Source organism: Paenibacillus endoradicis (assembly GCF_024721975.1).
On the sequence record NZ_JANQBB010000002.1, the window covers coordinates 380,004 to 401,784 of the forward strand.

At 41.7% G+C, this 21,781-nt stretch carries 19 protein-coding genes and 1 tRNA gene; 4 read left to right on the top strand and 16 right to left on the bottom strand.

Annotated elements, in window-relative coordinates; all coding sequences use genetic code 11:
- Window positions 1–123: 123 nt before the first annotated feature.
- The 3 genes from NV377_RS07905 to NV377_RS07915 are packed head-to-tail and all read left to right on the top strand — an operon-like array spanning window position 124 to window position 2,048.
- A complete protein-coding gene (locus tag NV377_RS07905; protein ID WP_258200657.1) occupies window positions 124–492 on the top strand; it encodes a GntR family transcriptional regulator in 369 nt (122 codons plus the stop codon).
- Window positions 493–499: 7 nt separating this feature from the next.
- Window positions 500–1,369, top strand: coding sequence for an ATP-binding cassette domain-containing protein (locus NV377_RS07910; protein ID WP_258200658.1), 870 nt, complete (start codon window positions 500–502; stop codon window positions 1,367–1,369).
- A 1-nt stretch (window position 1,370) separates the two neighbouring features.
- Window positions 1,371–2,048, top strand: a complete 678-nt coding sequence (locus NV377_RS07915; RefSeq protein WP_258200659.1) for a hypothetical protein — start codon at window positions 1,371–1,373, stop codon at window positions 2,046–2,048.
- 308 nt (window positions 2,049–2,356) lie between these two features.
- On the opposite strand, the gene NV377_RS07920 is transcribed toward NV377_RS07915, so the two are convergent.
- The 14 genes from NV377_RS07920 to rlmD all read right to left on the bottom strand — a co-directional run bounded on the left by NV377_RS07920 (window position 2,357) and on the right by rlmD (window position 17,381).
- A complete protein-coding gene (locus tag NV377_RS07920) occupies window positions 2,357–3,220 on the bottom strand; it encodes an RNA polymerase sigma-70 factor (RefSeq protein ID WP_258200660.1) in 864 nt (287 codons plus the stop codon).
- Window positions 3,221–3,263: 43 nt separating this feature from the next.
- Entirely contained in the window at window positions 3,264–4,448 is a 1,185-nt protein-coding gene (locus NV377_RS07925) for an NAD(P)/FAD-dependent oxidoreductase (RefSeq protein WP_258200661.1), read from the bottom strand.
- 292 nt (window positions 4,449–4,740) lie between these two features.
- Window positions 4,741–4,944, bottom strand: a complete 204-nt coding sequence (locus NV377_RS07930; RefSeq protein WP_258200662.1) for a hypothetical protein — start codon at window positions 4,942–4,944, stop codon at window positions 4,741–4,743.
- 26 nt (window positions 4,945–4,970) lie between these two features.
- On the bottom strand, window positions 4,971–6,014 hold the full coding sequence (locus tag NV377_RS07935; protein WP_258200663.1) for an alpha/beta fold hydrolase: 1,044 nt from the start codon (window positions 6,012–6,014) through the stop codon (window positions 4,971–4,973).
- Between the two features lie 538 nt (window positions 6,015–6,552).
- Window positions 6,553–7,257: a response regulator gene (locus NV377_RS07940; protein ID WP_258200664.1), complete on the bottom strand. Its 705-nt coding sequence runs from the start codon at window positions 7,255–7,257 to the stop codon at window positions 6,553–6,555.
- Window positions 7,258–7,264: 7 nt separating this feature from the next.
- Window positions 7,265–9,418: an ATP-binding protein gene (locus tag NV377_RS07945; RefSeq protein ID WP_258200665.1), complete on the bottom strand. Its 2,154-nt coding sequence runs from the start codon at window positions 9,416–9,418 to the stop codon at window positions 7,265–7,267.
- 453 nt (window positions 9,419–9,871) lie between these two features.
- The gene (locus NV377_RS07950; protein WP_258200666.1) at window positions 9,872–10,786 is read right to left on the bottom strand and encodes a phosphotransferase; all 915 of its coding nucleotides are present in this window, start codon (window positions 10,784–10,786) and stop codon (window positions 9,872–9,874) included.
- Window positions 10,787–11,266: 480 nt separating this feature from the next.
- On the bottom strand, window positions 11,267–12,220 hold the full coding sequence (locus NV377_RS07955) for a hypothetical protein (RefSeq protein ID WP_258200667.1): 954 nt from the start codon (window positions 12,218–12,220) through the stop codon (window positions 11,267–11,269).
- Between the two features lie 14 nt (window positions 12,221–12,234).
- Complete coding sequence (locus tag NV377_RS07960) at window positions 12,235–12,975, bottom strand: hypothetical protein (RefSeq protein ID WP_258200668.1); 741 nt, start codon at window positions 12,973–12,975, stop codon at window positions 12,235–12,237.
- A gap of 711 nt (window positions 12,976–13,686) precedes the next feature.
- Window positions 13,687–13,761 (bottom strand) — tRNA-Ala (locus NV377_RS07965).
- 152 nt (window positions 13,762–13,913) lie between these two features.
- On the bottom strand, window positions 13,914–14,603 hold the full coding sequence (locus NV377_RS07970) for a DUF4367 domain-containing protein (protein ID WP_258200669.1): 690 nt from the start codon (window positions 14,601–14,603) through the stop codon (window positions 13,914–13,916).
- A complete protein-coding gene (locus NV377_RS07975; protein WP_258200670.1) occupies window positions 14,584–15,147 on the bottom strand; it encodes an RNA polymerase sigma factor in 564 nt (187 codons plus the stop codon). The genes NV377_RS07970 and NV377_RS07975 overlap by 20 nt, the downstream gene beginning before the upstream one ends.
- A gap of 515 nt (window positions 15,148–15,662) precedes the next feature.
- Window positions 15,663–15,881 (bottom strand): hypothetical protein, encoded by a 219-nt coding sequence (locus tag NV377_RS07980; protein ID WP_258200671.1) that lies wholly within the window; start codon window positions 15,879–15,881, stop codon window positions 15,663–15,665.
- Window positions 15,882–15,980: 99 nt separating this feature from the next.
- The gene (gene rlmD / locus NV377_RS07985) at window positions 15,981–17,381 is read right to left on the bottom strand and encodes a 23S rRNA (uracil(1939)-C(5))-methyltransferase RlmD (RefSeq protein WP_258200672.1); all 1,401 of its coding nucleotides are present in this window, start codon (window positions 17,379–17,381) and stop codon (window positions 15,981–15,983) included.
- Between the two features lie 368 nt (window positions 17,382–17,749).
- On the opposite strand from rlmD, the gene NV377_RS07990 reads away from it, so the two are divergent.
- A complete protein-coding gene (locus NV377_RS07990) occupies window positions 17,750–18,727 on the top strand; it encodes a tRNA dihydrouridine synthase (protein WP_258200673.1) in 978 nt (325 codons plus the stop codon).
- A gap of 173 nt (window positions 18,728–18,900) precedes the next feature.
- Here NV377_RS07990 and NV377_RS07995 read toward each other — a convergent pair whose 3' ends face one another.
- A complete protein-coding gene (locus NV377_RS07995) occupies window positions 18,901–20,358 on the bottom strand; it encodes a hypothetical protein (protein WP_258200674.1) in 1,458 nt (485 codons plus the stop codon).
- Window positions 20,359–20,567: 209 nt separating this feature from the next.
- On the bottom strand, window positions 20,568–21,272 hold the full coding sequence (locus NV377_RS08000; protein WP_258200675.1) for a dihydropteridine reductase: 705 nt from the start codon (window positions 21,270–21,272) through the stop codon (window positions 20,568–20,570).
- Between the last annotated feature and the right edge of the window lie 509 nt (window positions 21,273–21,781).

Below are 21,781 nucleotides of genomic sequence, written 5' to 3' on the forward strand. Positions count from 1 at the left end.
TAACTGGACTCTATGTAAAAAATCATGTCATCTACAAAGCGATTGGTTATTGACAAATTTTCGCATATAAGTTATGGTTTCCTGCTAGATGGGTAACAAACTAAGATGCTGAGTGGTGAGGTAATGAACGTCACATTCGACGAAAAACAGCCAATTTTCCAACAAGTAGCGGATATCATTGAGGACGATATTCTCAACGGAACTTACCGAGAGGACGAGCAGATTCTTTCTGTTGCTCAGTTTTCTCAGCTGTTTCAAATCAATCCGGCGACTGTTGTGAAGGGGATCGGCTTGCTCGTAAATGAAGGTATTTTGTATAAAAAAAGAGGGCTTGGCATGTATGTCTCGTCTGATGCCAAACAAAAGATTCAGAACCAGCGAAGAAATCGTTTTTACAAGGAAATGCTGTCTAATCTCATTAGTGAAGCCGACAAACTCGAGCTGGCAACTGAGGATATCATTGGGATGATTAAACAATTAAGGAAGGAATGAAATCATTGTGAGCATCGTGCTGAGTTGCGACAAATTAAACAAAAAATATGGTCGAACCTACGCATTACGGGATCTGGATATACAGCTGGAAGAAAACGTTATTTATGGCTTGCTCGGCCGAAACGGCGCTGGCAAGACAACCTTGCTTAATATCATAGCAGGTGGACTTTTCGCGAACGATGGCACCATTGAGGTAAGAGGAAAAAAGTTGGGCAAAGGAGCTCAACCGGAAGATTGCTGTTTCGTACGGGAGAATAACAAGCTTTTTGGAGGAGCGCGATTGATTAAGATTTTGCAGTTCGCAGCCAATTTTTATCCCAATTGGGACTGGACGTTTGCTCATAAACTGCTTCAAACGTTTCAGCTCGATCCCAATAAAAAAATTAAGCAACTCTCAAGAGGCACGGAATCGCTAGTAGGAAACATCATCGGCCTGTCCAGCCGATCGGCGTTGACATTATTCGATGAGCCGGTGCTTGGACTTGATGTCTTAATGCGGGAAAGGTTTTACAAGGAGCTATTGGAGGATTACGCCAATCATCCCCGTACGATTTTGCTTTCTACGCATTTGATTGACGAAATCGCTACAGTTGCAGAGCGAGTTTATATTATTGACGAGGGCTCTATCCTGCTTCATGAGGAGATGAATCAGATAAGTATGGCAGCTTTTTTGATTCGAGGAAATTCGGAAGCTGTGGCTTCGTTTACGGAAGGAAAGCGAGTATTGCACACAGAATCCTACGGCCACGGGAAGCTTGCCGCAATTTTCGAAAAGTTAAACGATGTGGATAGAATACAGGCGCGCAAACTAGACATCACGATTGAAAGTTTGTCGCTTCAAAAGTTTTTCTCGTATTTGATCGAAGGAGGTCGTTAAATTGGGTGCATTGGCCGTTCATTTAAAGGCGACCTATTTGCAATTGAGGATATACATCTGGATGGTCATTATTCTCATCCTCCTTGGCAGGTTGGCTGAATTCATCGTTGGTCTCTTTACAGACAGCAGCCAAAACAGAGGACTTTCAGATGGCAACCTGCTTCTGCTTATATTGCTCATTATCGCAATCGTTCTTCCGCTTAGCTATTACAAACGCATCGTACATTTAGGTGCAAACCGAAAACAATATTTTTGGGGGCTTCAATTCGTTTATGCCGTGTGGGCAGCAGTCATTGCTTTATTCAATTCTTTATGGCCAATGCTTGAAGTGAATGTGTTCCACAAAAACAACGTTAACCTTATCGAAGCGTTTCATTGGAATGAATTCGGCGTGGCAGGTTCTTTTCTCTACCAAACCTTTTTTTATTTGATGACGATGGCGCTCCTAAGTATGCTAATCTCTGGCTACCACCACTTTGTCGGTTGGCTGCTGTGGGTGTTGTTCATTGTTGCGATCCCGACGGGAACGGCAATTCCTGCGCTACGCACTCATGTTGTTTCTTTTTTCGAAACCTTATTATTTAACGACTCACTGCTTGCGGGCATCGGATTTAATGTTGTGCTTTTCTTCGTTTTCTTGGCGGGCGGCTGGTTTTTCATCAGAGAAAGAACTTATTGAATATACTTAAATCCATGTGAAGCGGCAGCCTATAAAATCGGCTGCCGCTTCTCTATCCGCGTACAATATAAAAGCAATCGTTCTGTCACCATTCATCCCGTTTATTCTTTCCATAGATATGAAAAAAGCCCAGACCGTGTACGGTCGGGCTTCAACTTGCAGGTAAATGTGGCTCTTAAATGCTAATTTTCAACAACGCGACACCTTCCACATGTGTGGTTACAGTTCACAACTTTCGCTATACCACCGTGCACGATACGAATCTCCATAACGGGTCTAACGGTGTAATGTTTTTCGAATAATCTTTTTTATTTCAATAAAAACCTCAGCTTATCTGGATTCCTAACAAGGTATAGGTTGCAAATCGCATTTCTCTCAACGTGTATCAGCACAACAACTTCGATGCCCTCGCCTGAACGGACAACAAGCCCTGATTGACCATTTATATCCGTCATCTCGACATGCATGCCTCCTTCGTAATGAGGAGCCTTACGAATTAGACCGAGAAGGAACCGTGCGACGAGATCGCGCGATTCAATAGGATGGACGGCGGCGGATGCTTTCCCCCCTCCATCTGAGACCAACACGACATCTTCGGCGAGTATGGATACAACCGTGTCCACGTTTCCCAGTTCGAGAGCCTTCAGGAATCGGCGGATCCACTCTTCGCTTGCTGCTTCGGGATTGACTGGTTCATCGGGGGTAATCCCCATCTTTCCTCTTGCACGGCTGAACAGTTTGCGGCAATTTGCTTCACTTTTGTCAACAAGTTCAGCAATATCTGAATATTCAAAGCCGAGCGCTTCACGAAGCACGAACACCGCCCGTTCCGTATGGGATAGCCTTTCAAGCAACACGAGCATTGCGTAAGACAACAGCTCGTCACGAACAACCGCTTCAAATGATTCATCATTGGGAGTAAGAATGGGCTCGGGAAGCCATTGTCCGAAATACAGTTCCCGCCGTTTACGCGCGGATTTGAGTAAATCCCTACAGCGATTAGTCACCATTTTGCACAAATATGCTTTCGGTTCAACCAAACGCACCAGATCTACGTCATTTATCTTCAGGAATACGTCCTGCACAACATCCTCCGCATCGGAAGCCGACCCGGTCAGTTGGTAGGCAAGCGTAAACAGCAGCCCTTTATACTGCTCATATAACTCTTGCATCTTACCACTTCCAATCTTAGCCTCTAATCCTCTAATTTCATTATTATTTTAACAGGCTTGGCGCATCCCATGTGAATTTTCTCAGTCTCCAACCCAGCTTTCCCGTAAAAATAATATCTACCCCCCATATACGTGTCCATGCCATTCCATGCCCCGGACCTAAGCCAAAGCAGAAAAAGTCTATAAACCCCTTATGCGAGGGTGCAGGGCGCCCTTCAAGATCCGCCGACAAAATCTTTCCAAGCCTTGCCGCTTGAGCGGTCGCTTCCTTACACGTCTTCCCGTCCGCCCGTCCGCTAGCAGGGTCTACAATTCGGGCGCAGTCGCCGATACTGTATACACCCTGAACACCCTGAACCCGATAACTTGCATCTACGATCACGTATCCTTCCGGAGTGACTGGTAACCCAATGTTTCGCAGCATTGGATTGGGTAACAGCCCCAGCGTCCAGACACATAGGCCGACGGACATCGTTTCGCCGCTAGATAAGGTTAGCGTTCCCTCTTTCTCCTGTAACACCCTGCTCCCATGTAAGATAGTTACTCCGCAAGCTTCAAGTGAACGTTCCAATTTAAGTCCTACCTTGGCCGGGCCATCCGGGAATAGCCTCTTGTTCGTGTTAAATAATTTTATCCTCACAGCACCCGGATCTAGACCCAATTGCTGCGCATCTTCTTGAACGAAATGAGCCAGTTCGGCAGATGTCTCGATGCCGCTTATGCCTGCTCCCGCAACGGCTATGGTCATTAATCTCTGACGCTCTTTCGCGTTTGTTTCCTTAACAGCTTTTTGCATATTCGTGCGCCACGCCTCTCTGATCTTCCACGCGGCATCCAAGCTAGCCAACGCCATCCCCCCCAGATCAGGATCAGGTTGCCGTACGACGCTGCCTACCGTCAAAACGAGAATGTCATATTTCATCGAATTCTCATTTCCTTCGGCATCCTGATAAAGCAGCCTTCTCTTCTCTGATTCGATTTTGGTTACGGTAGCCTGAACGAATTCAACCCCCTCGGGAAACAACCTTGTCAATGGGACAATTATATCTTCGTTTCCAGTCGCAGGCTTAAAAAGCAAAACTTTGCGAAAGTGATAGGGATTCTTGTCGATTAGAATAAGTCGAAGCGAACGCTGGCTTGCCTCACCCTTAAACGTTTTTCGAATCGCATTAACCCCATTAATACCCGCATATCCTCCGCCAACGATGATGCATATCAATTCTTTCATTGCAACCACTCCTTATTCTCTTGCATATAAAACGAGATAAAGGATCGTTTTGTGACAACAACGATATGTCGACGACTGCCGATTATTTGTGCTTGAAAAATTCTGTTTCCTCCAAAGACTCTTTCCAAGTCTAGAAGTTGAATGGAGCGTAAGCTAACACCCAAAAATTTAGCCGTCACTAGTAGCACGGTTCACTGCTTGGTAGCTTGAGCAACACTGTCACATCTCATCAATTCATTCAGAACCATCAATATTACACATTCCACATGACTTGAGTGTCTGTCACTGTAATTTAAGCTGTAAGAAGAACGGTGGCGGTAAACTTATAGTAAATGTTTACCGAGCCATCCGCTTTAACTTCAATCTTATCAACAAACCGATGTACCATTTCAGTAATCGATTCGTCCAACTTCACAAGCTGCTTGAGTTCTTTCTTCAATCGAACAATACTTTCTCTGCTTGCTTTCATGCTTGTAAAGTCGTTACCTCTAGCCATCTTTCACCTGTAGATCTGACTGCTTCTCAATATTTAAACTGACTCCATGTCTTTTTCAACCATTCAGCAAATAACTCTTCCTCCTCAAACTGAGGATAATGAGCGGATTTTTCGAAAATAACAAATTCCTTCTTAGGTGCTTCCAGTACTTCAAAGTATTCTTTTGCCGCTTTTACAGATGTCATATAATCATATTGTCCCATTACAAAATAAACGGGTATATCTACTTTATCGACAATGCTTGTAATATTATTTTTCGACTCTTCCTCCAACAAAATTTCTTGGGATAATGAAACTCCTTTTAAATAGCGAATGACATCTAGCAAATTATACTCCGGATTAAAGAGAAACCCTGTGTAATAATCCCCATTATCATCAATTAATCTAGCTGCTCCACCATATTTTCGAACCATATCTCTTGGAGTAAGTTGCTCCCTTTTTTCTATTGGACCTCGAAGCTGTTCTAATCGTTCTGCATCCTTTAAGTTACCAGCTAATTTTGCTTGTTCAATAGAATAATTCAAGCTATCCAATTCGCTATTCCAATGATCGGCAACCTGCCCGATTCCAACATAAGCAACAAATTTTTCAGGTGCTTTTGCGACTGCTTTCATCCCAATATATGTACCAAAAGAATGGCCTATCAGCAACACTTTTTCTTGTCCAAATTCCTTTTTAACATAATCTGTTAATGCCAACAAATCATCTACGAGCAAGTCTGCCGATAATGTAGAGTAATCCTCAAAAAAGTGATACGACTTCCCGCTTCCGCGTTGATCATAGTGTACAATTGTAAAGTTTTTTTCTAGCAAATCTTGATATTTTCGCACATAAGGAATTTCAGAACAGCCAGGCCCGCCATGCACAAAGATTACTATCGGATTGCGTCGGTGCACTCCCCTAATCATGACTTCATGATCAGTACCATTAATCTCGATCTGTTTTAAAGTACTTATGCTATTATCTCCTTCAATTCGAGGTGTCCATGTTGGAAAAACCAATCCGATTGTAAGAAGCAAAACAATAATAAAAATACTTATTTTTGTTATCTTTATGTATTTTCTTTTCAATTGACGGCTCCTTCATAATAAATATCCACTATTGGGTTCATCTCAATGCGGGTTAGTAATATTCATCTTCTAAAATATAAAATATAGGTTTAAAATCTTAGCCCAAGTAGGACAGTACAGCTCATCGATATGACTTATTATCCTGAATAATGAAAAACAAATGATACATTAATTATTTTATTCCATTATCGCAAACAGAAGATATTGTACAACTATTATATATTCTTGAAGCTGCAGGAATAGACGGAGTGACCGCTGAGAACTTTAACGATATCTTGTCCGTCATTGGAGAGGCCTATCATCAAATCAGAGGTCCATCTGACCCGCCGTTTTCTTTAACTGGCAGAAACAATCTTCAGCAAGTTGTTGAAGATTGGTTAAACCAGCAATATTAACCTAGAATAATAGCGGCGTAAGGGAGGTGATCCCTACGCCGCTATTTATTAATGAATTCAATCTTTAGGTTTAATTTTGATGACTGTGGCTGTAGTGTGTTAGCGGTAAAGCAGTAGTCTAGGTCACATTACCAACCTTAACGCTATGTTCGCACTTGCAACGTATTTCTGACAACCAGCATATATCCGGCTCCCCGAATCGTAATGATTCTCTCGGGATTAGCGGGGTCAGCCTCGATTTTTTTGCGTAAATTACTGATATGTACAGCAACCGTTCTCGTATCCTCCAAACTTTTCATACCCCAGATGAGCTGAAACAACGCATCGACACTAACGACGCAATTTACATTTTGCGCCATATAGGACAGTAGGCTAAACTCTCTTTTCGATAAAAAGATGGTTTCGCTACCCATAGTGACAGACTGTGCGTAGAAATCAAGTGTTAAGCCTGGTAACTCCAATAGTTGTCCCTTTCTGCCCGTCGACACTCTACGAAGATGTGCCTTGATCTTGGCCATGAGTACTCCCGGACTGAACGGCTTGGTCACATAATCGTCGCCGCCATCGGATAATGCGCTGATTTTCACCTCGTCTTCCTCTCGACTGCTCAAAAACACGATCGGCACATTCGTGTAGCTCCGTGCGTTCCTGCACCAATCAATGCCGTTTTCATTCGCCAGCAATACATCCAGTACAATCAAATCAGGCTCAAACGACGCAAGTACCTTCATCGCTTCTGTCCCGCTGTAGCTATACGAAGTTATAAAACCCTCCCGTTCGCAATACGCCTGTACAATCTCGCATATATGGGGATCATCATCGACGATCATAATTTTGTGCGTATCCATCACACCGTCACCTTCCTTCTTCTACCGTACAAGGAAGCGATACATAGAATATCGCCCCGGTCTTGCCATCGCTCTCCGCTCGAATCGTCCCTCCATGCGCTTGGACGATTTCCCTGCAAATCGCCAGCCCGAGCCCGCTACCCTCTAAGCCCTTCTCAACACCCGGTTGATCATACCTGTAATTGCGATCGAAAATTTGCTCGAGCTGCTCTGGGGGAATACCCGTGCCTGAATCTTGCACGCTTATGATCGCATAGCGGGTATGATTCACCTCGTCCACAGCTAGCGCAATACGTACCATCCCATCTCTAGGAGTGAACTTCATTGCATTCGACACTAGATTAAACAACGCCTGCTCTAGTCTTTGCGTATCCATCTTGACAACAGACAAGGTAGGTCGCTGATCTTCCGCATCTCCGATATCCAGCACGAAATCCAACCCTGCGTCACGCACAACTAGCTCATATTGTTCGTAGAACCGGTGCAAGAAGTGAGCCACATCAATCGATTCCATGTGGTATGTGACTTGTCCCGTCTCCAAATGCGACAAGAAAGACAACTCCTCGATCATACGGTTAATTCTTATCGTGTTATCCCGGATATACTTCAGATACTGTTCGTTGCGTTCCGGCTTGACCCTGTCTTGCACAGCCTCGACATATCCGAGCATGCTGGACAGCGGCATACGCAGATCATGCGTAATATAGGCAAGGAGCTTCTTCCTCCCTTGCTCGGAGTGAAGCAACCGATCATACGAGATGCGGAGATCAGCATGCGCTGCGGATAAAGCCTGTGTTCGTTCCTGCACGGTTCGTTCCAAATTCATATTCATCTCGGTCAGCTTGTTGTTAGCGTCCTGCAGTTCACGAGCAATCCTCTCTTCGTTCGATGCCGCCCGCGTAAATCTCGAAGAAAGCAATATCATCTGTGCCATCGTAAACACTAGCAGACCAAGCGAAGATGTATTTCCGATCAACGACCATTCGTTGTAATATAAAAAATCGTTGATGACCGTAACTAAAGCAACTATCGACACCAGCAGGAAGACCAACGCTCCCTCCATACGCCGTACAGCCGCTTTGGCCAGTCCAACCATCAAATAAATCATATGGAAAACAACCATCACACCGATCATCGGCAATAATTTTGTATATATAATTGCAGGGGTCACCACAATAATGATACAGAATGCTCCGGTTACGATTCGTGTGCCAAAATGAAACCAACGCGAAACATAATTTGGAAAGATGCATTCAGAGTACATCGTGATGATGTATGTACCGCTGCAAAGAATCAAGTACTCGATCTTGAACTGCAACCCCCATGGAATAGCTGGCCACAATTGTGTGATCAAGAGCTCACCGACCAGTAAGGAGCGGATACCGAACAACAGGGTGAACAGACCAAAATACAATGGGGCCCTGTCCTTGCGTCGCAGTGCGAACAACAGCAGATGATACACGCCAATCACCAGCAGGCTTGCAGTGATAAACATTTCAGCTGCGATTTTCAGATGTGTCCTGACCGTTATCACATCACTGCCGCCTAACTCTATATACTTGGTGATGCCGCCACGCTTATGCTGAAAGTTGGCTACTTGCATAACCAGCTCCACCGTGTCATTCTCGGGTTGGAAGAACACCAGCTTCGTTGCCAGATGCGGTGTCACGCTGCTCTTGTCCTGACCAACCACACCGACTTCCGCTAGCAGCTCGCCATTCACCCATAACTTATACGCATGAAAAATGGTAGGCAGCCGCAGAGCAAGCCGCTCATTCCTGTCCTGCTCACTAAGCTGGATAACCACCCGAAAGGTTGCAAAGCCTGTCCCGTTTAACTGCTGATCATCTAATCGATAGCCAAGCCATGAACTCGGGATACTGATCCAGCGTTCATCATTTCCGTCCCGTGCCAAGCGATTCTGTATGTCCTCTGGCGACAGTAACTCTTGCCAGTAGAACGCCCACTCTCCTTTTAACTTTAACGGATTCTCACTGATATGAGCCTGCGTTAAATCCAGAATGCCTTCTTCACTTTGGAACTTAGGAGAGTGCGGTGCAGAGATGCTGAGATAGAGATAGCTTGCCATCAAACCAATAATAATGATAGCAACTGTATGAAGCAAAATAGTACGAGAACTGAATCGGAGAATACCCGTCATTATCAATCGTAACCCCAATCTGCAAGAGCTAAATAAGTAAATGAATTATTCTAATCATAACATCACTAAAGGATACTGTCCTCTGCAAATATCTGCGAGGCGTTGAACACAAACATCATGATGAGGTCCTTTTTTGAACATAAGAAAAACCGTCCACCCCGGACGGTTCATTAACGTGCAAACCCAAATTTTAAGCAAGAAGAAGGGTAATAAAGCAGACTCACCGATGCAGATCACAGTGGTAGATTCAAAATATATTCGGACTTCAATATACAGGCTCTTAACTACTATTTCCTTAAGGAGACACACAGCACTCCACATGACTGGAATACGTAATATTGCGATGAATCAAGGCACTATTATCGTAAGTTTTTTTAGATACATAAAGAAAAAGATCACCTATGATAAGGCGATTTCTTCAACTTTCGTTCCCCGTTAGCGGAATGACATTTCTTAATCTGAAAGAGCACGTTTTATGTTCGCTTTTGCTTCATCAACCAATCTTTCATCTTTATCATCAATTGCCTGCATCATTATCAAAATGGGAATATATATGGCAATTAATCGAGATAAGATTTTCGTTTCTTCATCTACATCCCCATATTCTTTGAAAAAGTCAGAACGCGCATCCGGAGGTAAAAAGCTATACACAACATTCAAATCACAAGCAGGATGTCCTATATTGATATCTCCCCAGTCGATAATCCCTGAAACTCTTCCATTCTCATCTACCAGTATATTTTTAAAATGAAGGTCACCATGAAGGAATACATACTTTTGATTCACTCTTTCAGTTCTGAGCTGTTCCAAATAATTTGATATTGCATGATACTCTTCTTCACTGAAATGAAGGGCAAGATCGGAAATGAATTTATGTATCTTCTTCTTACGCATCGCAATATCAGTCAGATTTCTATGGTCATATTGAGCTCCATTTTCTTGGGCAATTTGCACAGGGAATGCATGTAAGCTTTTTAAAAATTGCGCGAGCGTTGTTGCTGATAGCGCTCGTTGCTTGTCAGTTAATCCGATTGGAAACTCTCCGGATAAATAGTGGTAGCCTAGGAAGGGTGCAGGATAATTATAATCCCCTTCCCCCAAAAATAGTGGTATCGAATATGCAATAGAAAAATAATCTTTAAGCTTAGGCAGTATCTTTCCTTCCATCCTTAAAGAATTAATTGCAACTTCTCTTCTTGGAAAGCGAAATGCATATTCGGACCCGACAAGAAAAACAGTGTTATCCCAGCCATGTCCTATTTTTTTTACACTTTTTGTAGCTAACTGCGGAAACTGACTGCTTATTAATTTATAAGCCAATTCTTCTGATACTTCCCATTCTGCATCCCATTGATTCGAACTTTCCATATCCCTTTATCTCCTCCTTCGCAAAAATAGAAAATCTGTTCACCTAACCTTGACCCATTTCCCACACATCATACCATGGATTTAATATTATGTTTGAGAACAATCTAACCGTCTTGTTCCGCTAAACTGCCTGTTCGCTTAATACCAGTTCCTAAGCGTAAACGATTATATCATTACAATCAATGCCTTTGAGCCGCACCGTCACATCTCAATTATTGTTTCAGAATCATCAATATTAAGCACTCCACATGCACAGTGTGTGGAAACAAAATCTAAACAAAATAACGGCATCTCTACCGTTTGTGTTTAAGGTACTGGTGTAGACTAGCGGGCTCGAACCGCTGACCTCTTGCATGCCATGCAAGCGCTCTCCCACGTAAGTCGGTTTAACTACCATACATATCACAGATAGACAAAGACTCATAAACTATATTATGTAGGTCGATTACTGACTTACTGGTTCAAGTTCAGAGTATTGACTTAGTTGTCTGAACTCATATCTTCACCAATTATTTTTTTTGCAAAGTCCTTTGCACCTTCAAGCAGTTTTCTTCTAACAGCTTTTTTATTGTTGGTATCTTGTTCTGATTTAAACCAGCTTTTATTTTTTTGGAAAATGCCATTTATCTGATCAATTGAAGCAGGCAAGCCCAAGATATCAGTCATTAAATATTGTATATCTAAAACAGTAAAAGTATCTCCTTTTCCCTCGTTAACGATAATATACATTGTAAGTAACATTTGCTCTTTAAAGCTATTGAGTTTTTTTATTACAGGGTACTTATTAAGACTCATATCATCTGCACTCAAATTAGCAAATATAGATTCTGCTCTGCTTCGTGTTTTCTTTGGTCTCGATTTCGTTTTCCTATCTTGGGATTCCCCTTTAGGAACATACAATTCCACATATAAGATGCCCTCTGATGTCAACACATACTGTTTAGGTGATTTAGTTTCTGGATTTGGAGCATCCATAATCATACCTTTTTTCGCCAATTGTCTTAATAATTCACTGATATTTGAATATTCAATTTTTCTTGCTTCGGCGTAGTATCTTTTGATATTTTCAGAAGAGAACATACTTGTGCCATTTTTCTTCTCGTCGAAATATGCTGCGATTAGCGCGAAATCTTGATCATTTAACCTACCGAAATTCCTTATAAACGATGGTAAGCTTGTTCTAGATAGGTCTTCCTTATCTACATCAATCACATGAGTTCCATGATCTATAACAGGGGGCAACAGAAGTTCCTGATACTCTTCATTTTCTATGTACCGTTTTTCTGGTATCTCACCACGTGTACGCACTATTGCATCGACAGCTGCTGGCAAAAGTGCGTTCAAAAAAACACTTCTTTCTCGCTCAACTACCTCAGCAGAGCCTTCTGCTTCAAATTCAATGTCACCAATTTTAAACTTCACACGGTTCTCCAATATCATATTCCTCCTTAATCTAAAAGCCCAGATTTATAATAAAGCTCTTCCAACATTACACGATAATTTAGTTTAATATCATCAATATCCTTCTTGCTAGCAGTATAAGTAATATTATGAGCTGAAAAATTCCCAACTTTTCTAAATGTATCAAACTCATTTTTGATTCTTGATAGCTTAAGCGTTTGATTATTTTTTGAATTCCTTACAATTCCATCAAGCATTAAATATCCTGAACCGGAAGAATCCTTAATTTGATCATCAATACCCATATTCTGATATGAGAGCACTAGAACTACCTCGAATAAGCGGCGCATTAATACCGCACTGGCATCATAACAATTAAACCTATATGAATGATTAATTTGCATGATCAAACGATCTAAATAATTGCGCTTTCCGCAAAATTTTATTTCATCAATTAATTCACTTGATGAAACTATTGTTACCGTATCTCCCCATGATGTGCCTAATTCTATTTCAAGTGCTTGATGAATAATTGGAATGAACTCAAAAATCCCTTTTGACCCTTTTAAAGGGGAAAGTATTTTGTCTCTTCCCTTTGTAAGCTTGTCCTTAAGACGTGTCGAGTTTGGAGTATTGAATCCGCACTTCACCATTAATTCTATAATTTTTGCTATTGAAAACTGTAATTCACCAGTTTCTTTATAATGATAAAAGCATAGTAGCTTAGCTCGTTCTAACTCTGTTTTATTTTTCATATCGACCAACTTAATATAGTCAATGAGTTGCATTTAATCACCACACATTCAGTTTGTAAACAAGCAAGCATCTTTGTTTAATTCTACAAAACTGCAATTATTTTGAACCAGATCTAGATATCTACATTTTTATACATAATTCGTTTCTTTTTTAATAATCCCTTCCGAACGAACGTTCTATCGTCATTTTTTCAAGTGAAATCTACATATCTTATACCAATCCTTCGTGCTCACTCTGCCTTTTACGAGTTACCCAAACACAAAAAAACGCCACAGAATGGCGTATGATTGTCATTTTTTGGTAATTTATGGATTACTAATTTGTTAGTGAATCCGATTCATGATCTATTGGAGAAGGATGCAACTCAATGGGTTTATTTTTGATTCAGACGTCGTACCTGTGTACCAAATACACTTCGAAGTTTATTCCTTTGTATGATTCGGGGGCTGATTCTTTAGACCGCACTCTACAAATAAAGGAACACCACCACGAAACGTGGTGGCGTTCCTTTTTGTATGGAGCCTAGGAGGATGTCCGAATCTTGATCGTAGACTGACGAAGCTTTCTCGACGAGGACTTTTAGCGGTAGATTCAGACGCCGTACTCCTCCATTAGATGTATTACCTTCGATGCCTACTCACTTCATTACGTCCGCGCGGACTGAACCCCGGGGTTCGCCCCCTGGGCATTCCACCAATAAAACAAATCAACCACGTCCTTAGGACGTGGTTGATTTGTTTTATTGGTGGAGCCTAGCGGGTTCGAACCGCTGACCTCTTGCATGCCATGCAAGCGCTCTCCCAGCTGAGCTAAGCCCCCGTGTTATTTATTCGCCTTACTTCATCTTACTTTTAGGGTAGTGTAACCAACTAGCTCGTGCTCCCTTATGGGGATATTACACTACGACGAAAAAACCCCACCTCGACGGGTGGGGCGTTCAATTCATTCACGATATACACCCATCAACTCATTAAGGCTCAACCGATTCAGCTACCTTCATGGCCTCATCGCCGGAAATCGGACCGGACACGCCATACTGAATACCGTCAACCACCCAGAACAGCTCCGTGAACTCAGCTTGCTCGAAAATAAAGCCGTCCGCTCCGCTCACTTTGGTCTGTGTGAACAGTTCCGTCGGGAACGCCGCCGGCATACGGCTCGCGCTGAACGTCACAGTCTTATCACCCGAGCCGTATGTGAAGTTCAAATCTCTGAGCGGTTGGTCCTTCATTCCCACGCCGACGATCTCAGACAGCTCGAAGCCTTCCGGGGCAACTTGAGGAACAAGCACACCGGAACCGAAAGCTGCTTTCGCTTCCTCCACCGTTCCTAAAGGAGTTGTAATCAATTGGGACAACTGCGAACCTGTAGCTCCTCCGTTTCCGGGTTGCACAATTACCGACGAATTATCCGTTGGTGTTGGGACTATCGCGGGATCTTGCAGCATCGGCAATCCCGTCACTATGACGACTGCCGCGACCAGCGCTGCCGCTCCTCCAAGCCAGGCTTTCGGAAGAACGAATCGGCGGCGGCTTCTCTGCTCCGCAGCGGCTTGTTTCCTGATCTTCTGTTTATCGCTATCGCTTAATTCCATTGTAGAAAATAACATATCATCCATCTCCTTTTGCAAATGTTGTAAATTATGCTCCATGTCCGTCATCGGTTGTCTCCTCCTTGCGCATTTCCCGAGCCAACGCCTCGCGCGCCCGGTGCAGTCTGTTTCTCACGGTACCCTCGGGCGACGACGTCGCTTTCGCTATTTCCCGGGTGTTCAAGTCCAGATAATAATATAAATATAAAGCCTCCTGATACTGCAGAGGCAGACGCAGCATATGCTGCAAAATCTCGCTTTTCTGCAATCTTTTAAGTGCTTCTTCTTCCACGTTGAATATCCGTCCCCGCTCCATCCGACTGGGATCGGTCGGCTGTTCCGTAAACATCCGCACGCCCATCTTGTCTCGGCAAACGTTGATAGCGATCGTCGTCAACCAGGTTTTAACCGCGCTATCTCCACGAAACGAGTTCCAGTTGCGATAAGCGCGAAGAAATACCTCCTGACTGATATCCTCGGCAAAATGCCGATCGCCGGTATAAAAATATGCGGTGCGCATGATCGTGGAGCCAAAGCTTTCCATCAGCAGCTCTAGAGCTTGAGAGGGATCTTTAGGGAAATTTTCCTTGTTATTCGAGCCGGCCAGCTTCACTGAATTATCACCTCCACATATTAGACGACCTGAGCGCAGTTTTCGCTTCACTTTGCTTTAAATCTGACAGTCTATTAAAGATTTTTCAAATTTGAGCTTAAGTTTCCATGCTCCTTCTAGCTTGAATTTCATACGATGAAAAGCCACATGAACAGTATGCCTGTTTGATGCGGCTTTTCGACTTCATCTTCGGTTTAAAAGATCCCCAATATCCGTTTATACTAACACTATTTTCTCTACATGACCTCTTCGCTGCCAATAATAACACCGTGTTCATCCCTGGAAAATTGAAGTGCCGTGTAATGCCCTTCGCTCCCAGTGATGCTAACTTTATCAGATAAACCAGTTTGGCCTTCCTCAAACACCAAATCCGGGGATATCTTAACACTCTAATCTTTATACTCATAGTTGATAAAACCTTTACCGTCATAGGTCATTTCTTTAACAGAATTGGGGATGACCTTTCCATCAGGTATTCTTTTCTTTTATTGTTCAAAGTTAAATGCCCATTCCGCTTACTCATTATCAATAGCAGCCTCCTCATTTGCGGTGTCGGCTGATTGTTCTTTTAACAACTCCTTCAAATAGGCTTCAGCCTTAGCTGGTTCTGCTTTGGATTTGTCCAATGGGAGATCGAATACAACCGAAATTCCTCCGGCATCCGCTTTAAGGCTTATTTCACAATACTCTGGTTCGAAATGAGAACACCATACTTTCAGAACGCAAGGCTGCATTGTAAACGCACGTTAAAAAAGAAAAAGACCTGGACATGAACATCCAAGTCTTCGAAAAGCAAGTAAAGAATTTGCTACCCCTCAATATAGGCGTAGGAATTAATCCTGCCCCTCCAATTTTAGCAACGCAACACACTCCACATGCACAGTATGCGGGAATAAGTCAACAGGTTGCACGGTTTGAAGCGTGTAGCCGAATGGCAGCAACTCAGTTATGTCCGTTGCGAATGTGTCAGGATTGCATGATACATAGACGATCCGTTTTGGTTTGGAGCGTCCGATGCGGCGCATCACTTTCCCGCCAGCTCCACTACGTGGTGGGTCTATCAACAGAATATCTGCGAATCCGAAATGTTCATGCATCTCATCTAATCCTCTGCGTGCATCACGCGCTAGGAATGTTGTGTTATGCAAATCATTATCGATAGCATTCCGTTTTGCAGATTCAATCGATGTCTCGACAAGCTCTATTCCCGCCAATTGTTTCACACGTGCAGCAAATGGTAAAGAGAACGTGCCGACACCACAAAACAAATCGATCATTTTCTCGTCTTCCTTTGGTTTCCCCATCTCAAGTGCAAGGTCCACAAGCTTTTTGGCCTGTACAGGGTTCGTCTGGAAGAATGTATCGAACCAAAGACGATAACGATAACCTGCCATTTCATCATAAATGAAATCACGCCCCGCTAACAGATGCGTATCCTCGGATTGTGTGCGATCCGCCCAGTCCGTGTTCACAAGCCAAAGAAGGCTTTTCACATTCGGAAACTTCTTCGTAATCCGCTCGACAAGATTTCGGACTGCTGACGCCAATTCACCGTCAGGCGTTTGTGTAGCAAATAACGCCAACATCATTTCGCCAGTCGCAAACGATTCCCTTACCATCAAATGACGAAGAAGCCCTTCATGTGAATCTTTGTTATAGCCTTTAAGGCCAAACTCTTTGACCCATTCGCCGACTTCCAACATGCCATCGACCATATTCCGGCCTGCAATTAGACATGTTTCCAATGAGATGATCTTGCGGAAATTCCCTTGTTCATGCATTCCAAGATCCCCTTCAGGGGAGAACGTGAACTCCATCTTATTACGGTAATGCCAATGGTCGTCCATGCCGATCGTATCCATTACCAGATCAGAATCTAACCCTTCACGTTTCAATGCGTTCTTCACATGATGAGTCTTATGCTTCAATTGACCTTCATACGTCCAGTGTTGCCATACACAACCTCCGCAAAGCTCGAAATGAGGACAATGTGCCTCCGTCCTTTCGTCGCTTACAGCTAGTATTTCTACAGGCATTACTTTTCTATGTTTCTTATTCGGATCATCGACGACGACCTGCACAGACTCCCCTATGAGCGTCTGCGGAATTGTTAGCTTCAACTTTCTAGGATTGAAACCTTGTTCACTCTCACGCCAAATCACAGCTTTTCCATTGCCTTTTTCATCTAAATTGTCAATTTCCGCGATGAGCGTTTGATCTTTTATAATAGTCAAGGAATGATTCCCCTTTCAACAGTTCATTCATGTATTGAAGGATTATTCCCACAGTGCTTGTGTGCCACTTCAAAACAGACATACCTATCATTATAACGAAAATGAGGCAGAATGAACATGCACCTCTTGTAAATTCAACAACATCAAGTTGGATGAGTGATGGGTGATTAATATCCAAAATGTGTCTATCGCTCCCACAATTGATTCTGTGCATCAAACGCAAAAAAATGTTACTATGTAGGATGGGAAAAGACTTTACTATAGCATATATCGATGTTTATATGTTAAGCCCATGCTTCCGATGCGACTTTTCAGTTGCTGGTAGCATAGGCAAGATGTACAACTGAATAGTTTAAGGAGAAGATAATATGAGTAACGAACAAAATTTTTGGCTTGATTTACCAAAGCCATTTTTTATATTAGCACCAATGGAAGATGTCACTGATGTTGTATTCCGTCATGTTGTTAGTACAGCTGCAAAACCTGACGTATTTTTCACGGAATTTACAAGTACAGATAGTTATTGTCACCCAGATGGAATAGCCAGTACTCGTGGTCGGTTAACGTTCACAGAAGATGAGCAACCGATCGTCGCTCATATTTGGGGCAATAAACCTGCATTGTTTGAACAGATGAGTATTGATATGAAAAAACTTGGTTTTCGTGGTATCGATCTAAACATGGGATGTCCAGTACAAAATGTCGCATCCAATGGAAAAGGTGCTGGATTAATACAACATCCTGAAGTTGCAGCAGAAATTATTCAAGCAGCCAAAGCGGGTGGTTTGCCCGTTAGTGTTAAAACAAGATTGGGTTACCATAATATTGACGAGTGGCGCGATTGGCTAGGACATATATTGAAACAAGATATTGCGAATCTTTCTATTCACCTTCGTACAAAAAAAGAGATGAGCAAAGTAGATGCACACTGGGAACTAATCCCTGAAATTAAAAAATTACGCGATGAAATTGCCCCAAATACGTTATTAACCATTAATGGAGATATTCCTGACCGCGCAACAGGATTAAAATTAGTGGAACAATACGGCGTTGATGGTGTCATGATTGGCCGCGGCATTTTCACCAATCCATTTGCTTTTGAAAAAGAACCTAAAGAACATAGCGCGAAGGAGTTTCTTAATTTACTTCTATTACAGTTGGATCTTCACGATAAATATTCAACAGAAACCGAGCCACGTTCATTTAAACCACTGCTTCGCTTTTTCAAAATCTATGTTCGTGGATTTAGAGGCGCAGGTGAACTAAGAAACCAACTAATGGATACCAAGTCAACAGATGAAGTACGTCGTTTAGTACAACCTGTTTTAGATCAAGAGTTAGATTGAAGTATAGCCACCTGTGAATTTCACTCCGTCAATTGAGGAATTACTAGTTTCAATCATTTTTCACGCAATGACTTTTAAACGTAAAGAGCATCAGCCTCAAATTATTGGCTGATGCTCTTTTATAGATATGCTATAATCTGTGAAGCAATATGTTAATTATAGATATTAAGTAATCAAAATATACGAGATTTTGATTTCTTTTTTCGAAATTTACTCATCAATAACTTGCCGAAAGTTGTTGCAATTAAATAAACCGAGAGTCCAATCCCGCCCACTGCAGTAATTAGAGATACCCATTCAAGAAATGTGTACGTAGCGATTTCCTTCCAACCAAAAGGGGATTCCCAGTCCTTGATAACCAAGTTCATACCATAAATCCCAGAAACCACAGTGAAAACAGTTAGGAAGAACAGGAGCATGTTCATTCTAGCGGATGCATCATTTTCTTGACTTTTATATAGTTCGTGTAGTGTATTGTTCACTTCTTTAAAAAGGTTGTCGATATTGAAAGCTTCCCGAAACATCTTCGAAAGTTCTTTACCTTCAGATCTTGTACTCACTTCTTGGAAGAAGTACCAAGATGAAAATAAGGTTATGAACTTGATGAGTGATTTTACATATTCATCATCTTTTTCCCAATCGATTTCACTGTATTCATAAGAAATTCGAAGTAACATGATTTTATAGAAGTAATGCAAAAGAAAGTTATAATAGTGGGTGCCCATATATTGACTAAGTTCCCTCGACATATCTTTAGGTAGGATGTTTGTTGCTGTTATATATGCATGTTCAGTCACTATGGTATAGGAATTGGGTGCCCATCGATCATGTAAGTGATGATCCAAATAACGTTGGATATATTCGGGATTATTTGCTGAGATGAACTCTTCCCCGGTAGGTGTCCTCCCATCCAGAGTTCCCATTCGATACAATTGATCTTGGGTCATTTGGGATTTTTCTCTGCTGAATAGAAATGCTGAAGCATACATTCTTTCATCATTAAAAAAGGGGAAAGAACCATAATACCCCTTTAATTTTTTGTCATGCAGAATAAATCCTTTCAAAAATGGACAAAGATACTCAAAAAAAAGTTCATTAATGGACAAATGACTGCCGCTTTCACAACAGACGATAACCGCTCCTTGTTCTTCTTTCAGTTTGGTTTCGACCGCCCTAAAATGATTCATAAAATCGAGAACATCTGAAAGCTCTATTTCCACATTCTTTAATTGGACTCTAACAGTCAAAAAAGCTATTCCGAAAGGCCCTAAAATAATATCTACACTACGGATAAAAAACGGTATGTTAGTACTTCTAAGTTTAAAATTAAATTCCTCCGTGAATGGCTTTGTATATCTGTGGAATCCGTGTTCTTCTAAAGAATTTGGAAAAACTTTATTTCCGACATAAGGAAGAAAGTTTTGTTCAAGCTCTTTTCCATTAACTACAATTTCTTCTCCATAAATGTCCATTCCGCTTAAATTATCATTAATCTGAAAATAGGTATATCCATTTTTTTTAAGTGTTTGTGAAAAATCTTTCTTTTTTCTGTCATTATAGCCTAACGGAAGAATGAACGACATATGTGAACGTTGGATTTCAAGTTTATTAATTAAAGCATTTTTTTGCATAAGCATACATCCTTCCTTCATTGAGAAAATAGATCTATCCAATCTATACCCTTAAACGTAAAGGATAAACCGCAATGAATGTAACTCTTGATGAAACGTCTACACAAGCTTATTTATACATTATAAAAGGCAAACAAAAAAAGCCTCTCAAAAGTTTGATCAACTAATGAGAGGCCTTTAAGCGCCCGGAAAATATTTAAATTATGTTTTTAAGCATCGAAAAACTCAGGTAGTTTTTGTTCATGCTTGTCGAGCATAATTTGTTCCGGTTTGATGCCTTGCTCACGCAGTACTTTAATGTTCTGCATGAGGAATTCGTCGCTGCCGACAACATAGAAGAGTCCATCCTTGTCTGTGGCAAGGTTTTTCACTTCTTCATAATAGTCATTACGGTTATCAACGAACTGTGATGTGAACTTCTTGTCAGGTGCGGATTCAAAAATATTAGTGAATAAAAAATCTTTTGATGAATCGATGTTCAGGGAATGAATTTGATTGACTTTGTCAGCTCGTTCGAAATAATCAAGTACAAGCGGTCTAAAAGTTGCCAGGCCCACACCTGATGACAGCAGGTAAACATTTTTGTCTTCTCTTTTAAGTGGTACATTCGAATGAGTTTTAAAGATTGCAACTTCATTGCCGACTTCAAGATTTCTTAATATCGTTTTAAACTCAGAGCACTGTTCTCTGATGCGTGTTGTAATACCGATTGAATTTTCGTGCGGTAAAGTAGAGATTGACATGTGGCGAATCAGGCTACGATTTGGTTTATCACCGGCATTAAAACCTTCCAGTGCGAAATGAGTGTGGGAACCTTCTTCCCATGTAAAGCCTTCCGGACAGTCGAGCAGGTACGTTTTAACCTCAGGCGTTTCTTCAATAATCTTATTTATTTTAGTCCAGTATATTTGCATTATATATTCTCCTTACTCAATTTTATGTTTCGTTATAATCTATCATACAACAAATGATAACAATTCTCAATTAAGAGAATTATTCATAGTTTCACATGATATGCTAATTCAATTCACCTTAGTAGTATTCTTAAACCTACGGTCATCAAGAAAATCCGTATATGCAAATTTTAACAACACAAAAAACCACTCCCTAATAGAATTATTAAGAAGTGGTCATTGCAACCTCAATTTATGAAGAAAAATGCTCAGATGATATAAACCTGAAAGGCTCTGGTGCCTTGTCAGTCTTACGACATGGAGCGTTTTTCAGATCCATCGGCATCCAACTCTTCCACTAATAGTGGACCAGCATCGACTTACGTCAATAAAGAGTTGTTACATCATACCGCCCATGAGACAAATAAGATTTTATGGGTATTTTGAGTCTTTTTGAGGCGATTTTGTCCGATTGACTACAAAAATTAGTCCAATAAATCCGTGTGAATATGATCTGTGGGGAAAGTGAC